This window comes from Pseudomonas sp. FSL R10-2964, assembly GCF_009600035.1.
Taxonomy (GTDB): domain Bacteria; phylum Pseudomonadota; class Gammaproteobacteria; order Pseudomonadales; family Pseudomonadaceae; genus Aquipseudomonas; species Aquipseudomonas bubulae.
Genome location: NZ_WIWH01000024.1, coordinates 63069 through 75063 on the forward strand (window position 1 = coordinate 63069; position 11995 = coordinate 75063).

Below are 11995 nucleotides of genomic sequence, written 5' to 3' on the forward strand. Positions count from 1 at the left end.
CAGTACTCATGACGCAATCGTCACTTTCCGGCAGCGCGGCCATTGTTGGCCTGGGCGCGACCGAATTTTCGAAAAACTCCGGGCGCACCGAACTGCGTCTGGCGCTGGAGGCCACTCTGGCTGCGTTGAAAGACGCCGGTATTGACCCTTCCGAGGTCGAGGGCTTCAGCTCGTACTCGGTGGATAAAGTGCCGGAATATGAAATCGCCCGGTTGCTGGGGTGCAAGGACGTCAAGTTCTTCTCCCAGGTACCCCACGGCGGCGGTGCTGCCTGCGGGCCGATCATGCACGCTGCCATGGCCGTGGCCACCGGTGTGGCCAAAGTGGTGGTGGTGTACCGCGCCATGAACGAGCGCTCGTGGTATCGCTTCGGCAGCGGCAGCTACGGCTTTGCCTCGACCCCGACGTTCGAGAACGTCAACTACGGCTGGTATATGCCCCACGGCCTGCACACGCCGGCATCCTGGGTCGGGATGTTTGCCCAGCGCTACATGCATACCTACGGGGCCACCTCCGAAGACTTTGGCCGCGTAGCGGTAGCCGTACGGGATTTTGCCGCCACCAACCCCCAGGCGTTTTTCTACGGCAAGCCGATCACCCTGGAAGAACACCAGGCTTCGCGCTGGATCTGCGAGCCGCTGCACCTGCTCGATTGCTGTCAGGAATCCGACGGTGCGGTGGCGATGGTGATCACCTCGGCCGAGCGCGCCAGGGACTTGCGCCAGAAGCCGGTGATGATCAAGGCCGGTTCCCAGGGCATTACCTCGGGCCAGCAGATCATGACCTCGTTCTACCGCGACGACATCACCGGACTGCCGGAAATGGGCGTTGTCGCCAAAGAGCTGTATCGCCAGTCGGGACTTGGCCCCGAGGCGCTGCAAACGGCGATCATTTATGACCACTTCACCCCGTTTGTACTGCCGCAACTGGAAGAATTCGGCCTGTGCGAACGCGGCGAGGCCAAGGAGTTTATTCGCGCCGGGCACCATGCCCGTGGCGGCAAATTCCCGATCAATACCCATGGTGGGCAACTGGGCGAGGCTTATATCCACGGCATGAACGGCGTGGCCGAAGCGGTGCGGCAGGTGCGCGGCAGCTCGGTCAACCAGGTCGACAATGTCGAGAACGTACTGGTGACGGCCGGCACCGGTGTGCCAACCAGCGGCCTGATTCTGGGAGCAGCCTGAATGTTCGTCGACCTGACGCCAGAACAACATGCCCTGCGTTTGAAGGTGCGGGACTACTTCCAGAACCTGATGACCCCGCAGTTGCGTGAGCAATTGCGCGGCAAAGAGGGCGGCCAGCTGTACCGCGACACCATCCGCCAGATGGGCCGTGACGGCTGGCTGGCGGTGGGTTGGCCCAAGGAACACGGCGGCCAGGGCTATGGCCCTACCGAGCAGTTTATTTTCTTTGAAGAGGCCAATATCGCCGGTGCGCCGTTGCCGTTCGTAACCATCAGCACCGTGGGGCCGGCGTTGATGGCCCACGGCACCGAGCAGCAAAAGGCGCGGTTTTTGCCGGCTATCGCGGCAGGGGAAATCATCTTCGCCATCGGCTACTCCGAGCCGGATGCAGGCAGCGATCTGGCTGCGCTGAAAACCACGGCGCGCCTCGAAGGCGATGCGTTCGTGGTCAACGGCAACAAGCTCTGGACCTCGGGTGCTGAGTCGGCTGACTACATCTGGCTGGCGGCGCGCACCGATGCCGAGCGGCCGCGGCACAAAGGCGTGTCGATCCTGATTCTCGACACCCGCGCGCCAGGTTTTGCCAGCACAGTGATCCCGACCACCAGCATCCCGACGGCGGCCACCTACTACGACAACGTGCGGGTGCCCACCGACATGCTGGTGGGCGAGTTGAATGGCGGCTGGAAACTCATCACGGCACAACTTAACCACGAGCGTCTGGGCCTGGGCGCCTGGTCGGACAAGGTCGTGGGGCTGTTTGGCCGGGTCTTGAAGTGGGCCAATGCAGCCGATGAACGAGGCGTGCGTGCCACCGACAAGGCCTGGGTGCGTGCGGGACTGGCGCAGTGCTACGCGCGGCTGGAAGCCATGCGCCTGATCAACCTGCGCATTGCCGCTGACCTCGAGCGCGACCGCATGGACGTGGCGCTGGCGTCGACCACCAAGGTCTACGGCTCGGAGTCGGGGATCGAGATATTGCGAGTCCTGAGCAACATGGTCGGTGCCGCGGGCTTGATACGCAGCGGTTCACCGGCGGCGCTGCTGCACGGCGAACTGGAGTACGAAGTGCGTGCTTCAGTGACCCTGACCTTTGGCGGTGGCACCAATGAAATCCAGCGCGAGCTGATCGCCCAGTTCGGTTTGGGCATGCCGCGTACCCAGCGTTAAACAATGCCGAAAACCTGTAGCCGCTGGCGAGGTACGAGGCTGCGACAAGGGGCGCAGGCCCTGCAGATCACCGGGGCTGCTGCTCATCCCGTCGCAGCCTCGTACCTCGTCAGCGGCTACAAGAACCGAAAGGTGAAACAACATGAACGCGATTGACCAGTTCAGAGAACAGACCCGCAGCTGGCTTGAGGCCAATTGCCCGCCATCGCAACGCAAGGCCATCCCTGAAGGCGAAATGGTGTGGGGGGCCCGCAAGATGGAGTTCCCCAGTGAAGATGCGCAATTGTGGTTCGAGCGCATGCGCGACAAAGGCTGGTTCTGCCCCGAGTGGCCCGTTGAATACGGTGGCGCCGGGCTGAGTGCGGAGTACAACGCCGTGCTCGAAAGCGAGCTGCGCCGCCTCAAATGCCGCCCGCCGCAAATCAACCTGGGCATCTGGATGCTGGGCCCGGTGCTGCTGGAGTTCGGTACCGAAGAGCAGAAAAAACAGCTGCTTACACCCATGACCCGCGGTGAGGTGCGCTGGTGCCAGGGCTTCTCCGAGCCCAATGCCGGTTCTGATCTGGCCAGCCTGAAAACATCGGCCCGGGATGCCGGCGATCACTTTGTGGTCGATGGCAGCAAAATCTGGACCTCCTACGGCGACAAGTCGGACTGGATGTACGCTCTGGTGCGCACCGATGCCAAGGCCAGCAAGCACACGGGCATCAGCCTGATCGTACTGGACATGAAGAGCCCCGGAGTCAGCGTTGCGCCGATTGATTTGATCAGCGGCAAGTCGGCGTTCTGTCAGGTGTTTTTCGACGCCGTCAAAGTTCCGAAAAGCCAGTTGATCGGCCCGCTGCACGGTGGCTGGAACCTGGCCAAGCGTCTGTTGCAACACGAACGCAAGGCCATGTCCAAGTTCGGCGAATTCAGCTTGCCGACCCATTTTCATTTGTTGCCCCTGGTCAAACAGTACTTGCCCGAGGCCACCGGCCAGAGCGAGTCGGCACTGGTTGCACGAGCGGTGGCCACGGCCATGAACGAGCACAGCTACAACCTGACCGTGCAGCGCATGGGCGAAGCCGCCCGCGTCGGGCAGGACGTCAGCGGGCTGATGTCGATCATGAAGCTGGTGCACACCGAACAGGAGCGCGACAAGTTCGAAGTGCTGCTCGATGTCATGGGCTATCAGGGACTGGGCTGGGACCCGGATGCTTTCAGCCCCCAGCAACAGGCAATCACCCGCGGCTGGTTGAACAGTTTCGCCCTGACCATCTCTGGCGGCTCGTCGGAAGTGCAGCTCAACGTTATTGCCAAGCGGGTCCTGGGCCTGCCTGACGTGAAGTAAGGAAACTCACCATGAACCTGCTTTACAACGAAGATCAACGACTGCTGGCCGACAGCGCCGGCGAATTTCTCGCCGCGCGCAGCCCGGTGTCCCGTCAGCGCGCCTTGCGGGATGAAGCGCAGGTGGACGGCTTTGATCCGCTACTGTGGCAAGACGCGGTGGCGTTGGGCTGGAGTGCAATTCCTTTCCCGGAAAACCTCGGCGGGCTGGATTTTGGCTGCATGGGCCTGGGGCCGATTTTTGAAGCCATCGGTTGTAATCTCAGTGCCACGCCGTTGCTTTCGAGTGTGGTGCTCAGCGGATCGCTGCTGCACCTGCAAGGCAATGCACAGCAGCAGGACCGCTGGCTGTCGGCGACCATCAGCGGGGGGCAGCGGGTGGCGCTGGCGCTGGACGAACAGCCACGGCACAACCCGGCGAAAGTGGCGTTGCAAGCTGTGGCCAATGGCGACGGCTACAGCCTGAGCGGAGATAAATATTTCGTTATCGACGGGGTGGGGGCCGACGCTTATCTGGTGGCGGCACGCACCGGCACGGCAGGCATCAGTCTGTTCCTGCTGCCGGCAGATGCCCCGGGCCTGACCGTCAGCCCGTTGCCGCTGATTGACTCGCGCAACCATGCGCGCTTGCAGCTGGATCAGGTACAGGTCGGGGCTGATGCCTTGCTGGGTGCCGCCGGGTCTGCCATGCCGGCCTTGAATATCGCCCTGGATCGCGGCCGCGTGTGTCTGGCTGCCGAGATGCTGGGCATGTCTGAAAAGCTGTTTGAACTGACCCTCGACTACCTCAAGACCCGAGTGCAGTTTGATGTGGCGATAGGCACCTTCCAGTCCCTGCAACATCGCGCGGCGCAGTTGTATGTGGATCTGGCGCTGGCACGCAGCGCCGTGATGGCCGGCCTGGCGGCGCTGGACGACAGCAGCCTGAGCGAGGCCGAGCGTCAGCGCCTGGCCAGCCTGGCCAAGTGGAAGGCCGGGCAGACGGCGATCAAGGTGGTCAACGAGGCGGTGCAGATGCACGGCGGCATCGGCGTCACCGACGAGCTGGATGTGGGCCTGTTTCTCAAGCGTATTCGGGTGGCCCAGGCCTGCCTGGGGGATGCCGATTATCACTGCGAGCGCTATGGAGCCCTGGAGCTGGCGCACGCTTGAGCCTGTAGCGGGCTGTTCGAGTCAGGAGAATAACAAGATGAAACTTGAACAATGGCAGAGCGCCTGGCAGCAACTGATTGGTGCCGGCTCGCCTTTTGAAGTACAGACACCCGCCGATGGCGGGCCGAAATTTTTTCGTCATACCGCCGCCAGCGTCTGGGCCGCGATTGATAGCGGGCGCATCCACGGTGACCGTGAATTTCTGGTGTGGGAGCAGCAGCGCCTGACATTCAGCCATTTTTTCGATCAGGTGGATCGCCTGGCGGGGCAACTGGTCGAGACCTTTGGCTTGCGCAAGGGTGATCGCGTGGCCATTGCCATGCGCAATCAGCCCGCCTGGCTGGTGGCGTTTGCCGCCATCCAGCGTTGCGGTGCGGTGTGTGTACCGCTCAACAGCTGGGGCCTGCGTGACGAACTGTTCCACGGTCTGCAGGACAGCGGCGCATCCCTGTTGCTGTGCGACGAGCCACGCTTGCAGTTGCTCGCCAATGACCTGCGCCAGCAGGGGCTGGCGACCGTGGTGGCGGGGCTGCGCGCAGGCGTGCCGCTGGAGGAGCATTGCCATCGGCTGGAGGACCTGCTGGCAGCCCCGGCGCTGAGCGTGCCGGTACAGTCGGTCAGTGCCAGTGATCCGGCGATGATCCTCTACACCTCGGGCACCACCAGCCTGGCCAAGGGCGTGTTGTCGACCCATGGCGCAGTCTGCCAGGCGCTGGTCGCCCTGGAGTTCCAGGGGGCATTCTGTGCGGTCAGTTCGCCGGAACGCATCAGTGTGGTAATCAATAGCGGCTATGCTCCCGCCACCCTGATGGCGGTGCCGCTGTTCCATGTCAGTGGCCTGCATGCCCAGTTTCTGCTGGCCTTGCGCAGTGGGCGGCGCTTGCTGCTGATGTACAAGTGGGACGTGGAAAAAGCCCTCGACCTGATACGTGACGAGCAATGCACCCAGTTCAACGGTGCGCCGGTGATGATGCAGCAACTGCTGGCTTCGCCACGTTTTGGCAGCCCCGACACTGCGAGCCTGTTCGGGCTGGGCCTGGGCGGTGCGGCACCCTCCAGCAGCCTGCTGGACAACCTGACCCGGCGCAAGCCCGAAGCAATCGGTGGCAGCGGCTATGGCCTGACCGAAAGCAATGGCATCTGTGCGGCCCATGGTGGTGACCAGTTCGTCTACAAACCGGCATCGGCCGGGTGGCCCTTGCCGATTGTCGATGTGCGTATCGGTGACAGCCCGGATCGCCCGGTGCCGGCCGGGGTCAGCGGGCTGATCTGGATGCGCTCGCCAACCCTGATGAGCGAATACTGGAACCTGCCCGAAGCCAGTGCGCGGACCCTGTGCGATGGCTGGCTGGACACCGGCGATATCGGCTTGCTGGATGACGAAGGCTTCCTCTACATCACGGATCGCGCCAAGGATCTGATCAATCGCGGCGGCGAGAAAATAGCTGCTGCCGAAGTTGAGTCCTGTGCCTGTGAAATGCCCGGGGTGATTGAAGCGGCAGCATTTGCCGTACCTGATGATGTGCTGGGTGAAGTGGTGTTTCTGGTGGTACGGGGCGAGCCGGATGCAACCCCAGGCAGCGAAGCCGTGCGCAGTTTTATCGCCCAGCGCCTGGCCAGCTACAAGGTGCCGGCGCAGATCCATGTGCAGCACACACCCTTTGCCCGCAATGCCTCGGGCAAGACGCTAAAAAGTGTGCTCAAGGAACTGCTGGTAACGGCCTGAGTAGTCTCTGTGGACGATGTGCTCGCCGCTGATTGGCGAAGAATGGATGCACACCCCCAGCAAGCCTTATTCGCGTAGGAGGCAATACATGAAAATAACAAGAACAGGCGTAATGCTCGCAGCCGCCATGGCCGTCAACGTGGTCGCCATCGGCACGGCATCTGCCCAGGTATCGCCCGCAGAAGCGGCCAAACTGGGCAAGGAGCTGACCTGTGTAGGGGCAGAGCAGGCGGGTAACGCCGCGGGCACCATCCCTGCGTATACCGGCAAGTACCTGGGCGAAGTGCCGGGTTGGAACCATGTGAAGTTTTCCGGCGACCAGCCGGTTGACCCCTACGCTGCGGAGAAGCCGATTCTGGTGATTACCGCGCAGAACATGGCCCAGTACGAAGACAAACTGACCGAAGGCCAGAAGGCGCTGCTCAAGCGTTATCCGACCACCTACAAGATGAACATCTACACCGGTCACCGTGACTACCGCTACCCGGATTACGTGTGCCAGCGGGTCATGAACAATGCCTTGAACGCCAAGCTGGTCAATGATGGCATGGGCTTTGAAGGGCTGGGACAAGTGCCGTTCCCGATTCCTAAAAACGGCATGGAAGCGCTATGGAACCACCAGCTGCCGGCCCGTGCCTGGACCGAAGAAAAAACCAGTGACCTGGCCTCCGTGCTGCCCAACGGCAGCATTGGCTGGGGCCGTGCCTATGCCCGCAACCTGGCCATGGCCAACTCGCCTACGGTAGAACCCAGGACTGAAAACAAGCTCCAGGCCATGAGCAACAACATGACCCTCAAGCCGACCCGTGACAACGGCACGCTGAGCATCTCCCACGAACCCTACAACTTCGCCACCGACCCGCGCCAGGCCTGGAGCTACAGCCCTTCGACCCGTCGTGTGCGACTGTTGCCGGGCTACGGCTACGACCAGCCGATGATCGGTACCAATGGCACCATGACCGTGGACGAAGACCGTTTGTATAACGGCTCGCCGGAGCGCTACAACTGGAAGCTGCTGGGCAAGCGCGAAATCTACATTCCGGCCAACGCCTACAAGCCCAACGCAGGTACGGTGAAATACGCTGACATGCTGACGCCCAATCACCCCAATCCGGACTTGATGCGTTATGAGCTGCGCCGGGTGTGGGTGGTTGAAGCCGACCTCAAGGAAGGCTACCGCCACGTATACGGCAAGCGTGTACTGTTCCTCGACGAGGACACCTGGAACTCGGTGCTGGCGGACAACTACGACGCGCGTGGCCAGTTGTGGAAACACGCCATGATCAACTACTACTACCACCCGGACATGAGTGGCTGGCAGGCCGGTTCACAGTTCTTCATGGACTTGAACTCGGGGCAGTACACCGGCTACGGCATGACCAACGAAGCCAAGAAAGGCCCGATCCTCAACGAAGGCAAGTTCACCCCTGACCAGTACACCGCTGATGCGGCGCGGGCGATGGGGAGGTAAACCGCAGGGTTGCAGGTAAAAGCCCCGTCGGTGTAACGCCTGCGGGGCTTTTTCATGGGCTCAGGTCAGTGAGGCAAACGTCATTCCGGTGGCATGGACGACCTGACGCATGGTGCTCAGTGTCGGGTTGCCCTTGGGCGAAAGGGCGCGGTACAGGCTTTCGCGGGAAAGCCCGGCCTTTTCGGCTATTTGTGCCATGCCGCCCCGTGCTTCGACAACATGGCGCAACGCGGTCAGAAAGCTGGCCTGGCCACCTTCTTCATCGAGCTCATCAATGGCGATACGCAGGTATTCAATGGCAAATTCGGGATCCTGGCGGATCATCTCGATAACGGATTCGTCGTGATTCTTGGTTTTGTTCATGGCTTCCTCTTCTGATACTCGTTCCAGCAGCGCACGGCTTTTTCGATATCGGCCTGTTGCTGGCGCTTGTCGCCACCCAGCAGCAGCAACACCAGTTTTTTGCCGTCCCGAGCGTAATACAGCCGATAGCCTGGTCCGTGATCTATACGCAATTCCCATACGCCCTGGCACAGGGCTTTGCAATCACCAAAAGCGCCCGCTGAAAGCCGGTTGACCCGCACGGTGATGCGTGCCTTGGCCGTGCGATCCTTTAAGTGGTCCAGCCACTGCTGGTAAGGGTCGTTACCTGTTTCGCTGAGGTAGTGTCTTATCTCTAGCATTTGAAATGTAGCTTTGAAGCTACCCTTTGGTCAATTATTTTTAACCGCCAAGCACGGCTGTTCGTCAGTGCAGACCCACATTCAATGTGATTGAAGGTGGCCGTGGCAAAGCTAGGGCTGCGGTGTAGCGAGGGCAATTAGGATGGATCGCAAGGTTGTGCAGGTTTTATTACATAGGCGCAATTGCGGCGCAGCGGCAGACCCCGGTAATGCAACACGTCATTGCCGGGGGAGGGGGAGGGTTGTGTCGAAGGGGAGTGATTAATTATGCCTGCGACCACACGGCCAGTTCGTAGCCATCCAGGTCGGTGAAGTGGAAGCGGCTGCCGCCGGGAAACTTGAATTCAGGTCGGCTGATGCGACCTCCGGCAGCGCTGATGGCTTGCTGAGCCTGGGCCAGGTCGTCGGCGTACAGAATGATCAGCGGGCCACCGGGGCGTACAGGTTCGCCAGTGGTGAAGCCGCCGCTCAGGCGCCCATCGCTGAATTCGCTGTAGGTGGGGCCAAAGTCGGTGAAGGTCCAGCCGAACACGGCGCCATAAAAGACTTTGCTGCGCGCGATGTCATGGACGTTGAATTCGATGTTGTCGATTCTGTTTTGGCGGTTGTCAGTAGTCACGGGCATCTCCTTATGAGGCTCAAATATAGATAAGTGACTGGCTGAATGCCATGCGGTTCTCATCAGCGCAAGAAGCTCGTAGCCATTGGCCAAAGCAGTCACCCAGCTTGAGTGTTTTGACCATTGTTGCAGAGCCTTCGCAGGGCGATTATCAGCAGGATTTTTCACGGTTCCCATCCTAAAAATAAAGACCGAGGGATTCTGCTGATGCGCGACTATCTGAGTTCGATGACTGATTTTGACTACCAACGCACGGTAGCCGGTGCGCTGGATGGCCATCTGGCAGCGATCAATGCCTGTGTCGAGTGCTGCGACCGTCATGCCTTGCCGGGCCGCATTGCGTTGTTCTGGGAGGGGCGCGATGCCAGCAGCGCGACTTATACCTTCACTCAGTTGCAGGAGCAGGCCGCGCGCTTTGCCAATTTTCTCCTCGCCCAGGGTGTCAAGCAGGGCGACAAGGTGGCAGGTTTGCTGCCACGCAATGTCGAGTTGTTGATCGTCGCATTCGCCGCCTGGCGTATTGGTGCCATCTACCAGCCCCTGTTCACTGCATTCGGGCCCAAGGCCATCGAACATCGCCTCAACAGTTCGGGGGCAGCCCTGGTGGTCACCGATGCGGTCAACCGCGTCAAACTCGACGAGGTCAATGATTGCCCGGCCATTGTCACGGTGGCGGGAGCCAAGGGGCAGGGTCTGGTACGTGGCGACTTCAGTTTCTGGGCAGAGCTGGACAACTACCCGGCTACCTGTGAGCCGGTGATGCTGAGCGGTGAAGATCCGTTTCTGCTGATGTTTACCTCGGGCACTACCGGCCCGGCCAAGCCGCTGCTGGTACCGCTCAAGGCCATCGTTGCATTCCAGAGCTACACCCGTGATGCAGTGGGGCTGCGCCCCGAGGATTCGTTCTGGAACCTGGCAGATCCGGGCTGGGCCTATGGCATTTATTTCGGCATCACCGGGCCACTGTCGATGGGCCACCCGATCACCCTGTACGACGGCCCGTTCACGGTCGAAAGTACCTGCCGGGTCATCAGGAAATACGGTATTACCAACCTGACCGGTTCGCCCACCGCCTATCGCCTGTTGATTGCGGCCGGTGACGCCTTCGCCAGCAAGATCAAGGGCCAGTTGCGCGTGGTCAGCAGTGCCGGGGAGCCGCTCAACCCCGAAGTCATCCGCTGGTTTGCCGATGAACTCAACGTCACCATCCACGACCACTATGGCCAGACCGAAGTCGGCATGGTGCTGTGCAACCATCACGGGCTCGATCATCCGGTGCATATGGGCGCCGCCGGTTTTGCCTCGCCGGGCCACCGCATCGTGGTGCTCGATGACAATCATCAGGAGCTGCCCGTTGGCCAGCCGGGGATTCTGGCGGTTGATCGCAGCCAGTCGCCGATGTGCTGGTTTGGTGGCTACGAAGGCTTCAAGACCAAGGCTTTTGTCGGCAACTATTACCTGAGTGGCGATACCGTGGAGCTGAACCCGGACGGCAGCATCAGTTTTGTCGGGCGCAGCGACGACGTGATTACCACGTCCGGTTACCGCGTCGGGCCTTTTGATGTGGAAAGCGCCCTGATCGAACACCCGGCGGTGGTAGAGGCCGCCGTGGTGGGCAAGCCGGACCGTGAGCGCACCGAGCTGGTCAAAGCCTTTGTGGTGTTGAACCCTCAGTATCTGGGGGATGCACAACTGGCTGAAACCCTGCGCCTGCACGTGCGTCAACGGCTGGCTGCCCACGCTTACCCCCGTGAAATCGAATTTGTCAGCGAATTGCCGAAGACACCCAGCGGCAAGTTGCAGCGCTTTATTTTGCGCAATCAGGAAATCGCCAAGGCTGAGCTGGCCGCAAGCGCCAGCGTCTAACTTTCAGGAATCATCATGCAAATCGAAAACAAGGTTTTTATCGTCACCGGTGGTGCATCGGGGCTGGGTGCCGCCACGGCGCACATGCTGGTCAAGGCAGGTGCCAAAGTGATGCTGGTGGACCTGAACGCCGAAGCAGTGGCCGCCCAGGCCCTGGCGTTGGGCGAGCAGGCGCGCAGCGCTGTGGCGGACATCAGCCAGGCAGATGCCGCCCAGGCGGCCGTGGCCGCTACAGTGGCCGCCTTTGGCGCGGTCAACGGGCTGGTCAACTGTGCCGGCATTGTGCGCGGTGAAAAGATCCTCGGTAAAAACGGCCCCCATGGGCTGGACTCATTCAGCCAGGTGATCAACGTCAACCTGATTGGCAGCTTCAACATGTTGCGTCTGGCTGCAGCGGCGATTGCCGAAACCACTGCCGATGCCGAGGGCGAGCGCGGGGTGATCATCAACACGGCTTCGGTCGCGGCATTCGACGGTCAGATCGGTCAGGCAGCTTATGCAGCATCCAAGGGCGCGATTGCCAGCCTGACCTTGCCTGCAGCCCGTGAACTGGCACGCTTCGGCATTCGGGTAATGACCATCGCCCCGGGTATTTTTGAAACCCCGATGATGGCTGGCATGACGCCTGAAGTGCGTGCATCGCTGGCCGCCGGTGTGCCATTTCCACCACGCTTGGGCAAGCCTGACGAGTACGCCTCGCTGGTGCGTCACATTATTGAAAACAGCATGCTCAATGGTGAGGTGATCCGACTCGACGGTGCCTTGCGCATGGCCGCGAAATAAGAGGTG

The 11995-nt window shown here is 61.1% G+C and carries 11 protein-coding genes; 8 read left to right on the plus strand and 3 right to left on the minus strand.

Features of this window, described 5'->3' with window-relative positions; genetic code table 11:
- The first annotated feature begins 8 nt into the window (after window positions 1-8).
- The 6 genes from GHN92_RS14940 to GHN92_RS14965 all read left to right on the plus strand — a co-directional run bounded on the left by GHN92_RS14940 (window position 9) and on the right by GHN92_RS14965 (window position 8038).
- A complete protein-coding gene (locus tag GHN92_RS14940) occupies window positions 9-1187 on the plus strand; it encodes a lipid-transfer protein (protein ID WP_095000008.1) in 1179 nt (392 codons plus the stop codon).
- Window positions 1188-2357, plus strand: a complete 1170-nt coding sequence (locus GHN92_RS14945; RefSeq protein ID WP_153380489.1) for an acyl-CoA dehydrogenase family protein — start codon at window positions 1188-1190, stop codon at window positions 2355-2357.
- A 142-nt stretch (window positions 2358-2499) separates the two neighbouring features.
- Window positions 2500-3690, plus strand: coding sequence for an acyl-CoA dehydrogenase family protein (locus tag GHN92_RS14950; RefSeq protein WP_095025934.1), 1191 nt, complete (start codon window positions 2500-2502; stop codon window positions 3688-3690).
- 11 nt (window positions 3691-3701) lie between these two features.
- Window positions 3702-4841 (plus strand): acyl-CoA dehydrogenase family protein, encoded by a 1140-nt coding sequence (locus GHN92_RS14955; protein WP_153380491.1) that lies wholly within the window; start codon window positions 3702-3704, stop codon window positions 4839-4841.
- 37 nt (window positions 4842-4878) lie between these two features.
- Complete coding sequence (locus tag GHN92_RS14960; protein ID WP_153380493.1) at window positions 4879-6567, plus strand: class I adenylate-forming enzyme family protein; 1689 nt, start codon at window positions 4879-4881, stop codon at window positions 6565-6567.
- Between the two features lie 88 nt (window positions 6568-6655).
- A complete protein-coding gene (locus tag GHN92_RS14965; RefSeq protein ID WP_232527576.1) occupies window positions 6656-8038 on the plus strand; it encodes a DUF1329 domain-containing protein in 1383 nt (460 codons plus the stop codon).
- A 60-nt stretch (window positions 8039-8098) separates the two neighbouring features.
- Here the strand turns inward: GHN92_RS14965 and GHN92_RS14970 are convergent, their stop codons facing one another.
- The 3 genes from GHN92_RS14970 to GHN92_RS14980 form a co-directional block, all read right to left on the minus strand.
- A complete protein-coding gene (locus GHN92_RS14970; RefSeq protein ID WP_153380495.1) occupies window positions 8099-8401 on the minus strand; it encodes an addiction module antidote protein in 303 nt (100 codons plus the stop codon).
- The gene (locus tag GHN92_RS14975; RefSeq protein WP_095023299.1) at window positions 8398-8721 is read right to left on the minus strand and encodes a type II toxin-antitoxin system RelE/ParE family toxin; all 324 of its coding nucleotides are present in this window, start codon (window positions 8719-8721) and stop codon (window positions 8398-8400) included. Before GHN92_RS14975 ends, GHN92_RS14970 begins: the two co-directional genes overlap by 4 nt.
- A 265-nt stretch (window positions 8722-8986) precedes the next feature.
- Window positions 8987-9340 carry a VOC family protein gene (locus GHN92_RS14980; protein WP_372239750.1) on the minus strand — a complete coding sequence of 118 codons (354 nt, stop codon included), beginning with the start codon at window positions 9338-9340 and terminating at the stop codon, window positions 8987-8989.
- A 207-nt stretch (window positions 9341-9547) separates the two neighbouring features.
- Here GHN92_RS14980 and GHN92_RS14985 point away from each other — a divergent pair, with 207 nt between their 5' ends.
- The gene (locus GHN92_RS14985; protein ID WP_153380497.1) at window positions 9548-11206 is read left to right on the plus strand and encodes an AMP-binding protein; all 1659 of its coding nucleotides are present in this window, start codon (window positions 9548-9550) and stop codon (window positions 11204-11206) included.
- Between the two features lie 15 nt (window positions 11207-11221).
- Complete coding sequence (locus GHN92_RS14990) at window positions 11222-11989, plus strand: SDR family NAD(P)-dependent oxidoreductase (RefSeq protein WP_095021149.1); 768 nt, start codon at window positions 11222-11224, stop codon at window positions 11987-11989.
- Window positions 11990-11995 lie beyond the last annotated feature (6 nt).

What these genes read in the sequence shown, in the direction of transcription:
- GHN92_RS14940 (WP_095000008.1), top strand. Translation starts at nt 9, where the DNA reads ATGACGCAATCGTCACTTTCCGGCAGCGCGGCCATTGTTGGCCTGGGC.
- GHN92_RS14945 (WP_153380489.1), top strand. Translation starts at nt 1,188, where the DNA reads ATGTTCGTCGACCTGACGCCAGAACAACATGCCCTGCGTTTGAAGGTG.
- GHN92_RS14950 (WP_095025934.1), top strand. Translation starts at nt 2,500, where the DNA reads ATGAACGCGATTGACCAGTTCAGAGAACAGACCCGCAGCTGGCTTGAG.
- GHN92_RS14955 (WP_153380491.1), top strand. Translation starts at nt 3,702, where the DNA reads ATGAACCTGCTTTACAACGAAGATCAACGACTGCTGGCCGACAGCGCC.
- GHN92_RS14960 (WP_153380493.1), top strand. Translation starts at nt 4,879, where the DNA reads ATGAAACTTGAACAATGGCAGAGCGCCTGGCAGCAACTGATTGGTGCC.
- GHN92_RS14965 (WP_232527576.1), top strand. Translation starts at nt 6,656, where the DNA reads ATGAAAATAACAAGAACAGGCGTAATGCTCGCAGCCGCCATGGCCGTC.
- GHN92_RS14970 (WP_153380495.1), bottom strand. Translation starts at nt 8,401, where the DNA reads ATGAACAAAACCAAGAATCACGACGAATCCGTTATCGAGATGATCCGC.
- GHN92_RS14975 (WP_095023299.1), bottom strand. Translation starts at nt 8,721, where the DNA reads ATGCTAGAGATAAGACACTACCTCAGCGAAACAGGTAACGACCCTTAC.
- GHN92_RS14985 (WP_153380497.1), top strand. Translation starts at nt 9,548, where the DNA reads ATGCGCGACTATCTGAGTTCGATGACTGATTTTGACTACCAACGCACG.
- GHN92_RS14990 (WP_095021149.1), top strand. Translation starts at nt 11,222, where the DNA reads ATGCAAATCGAAAACAAGGTTTTTATCGTCACCGGTGGTGCATCGGGG.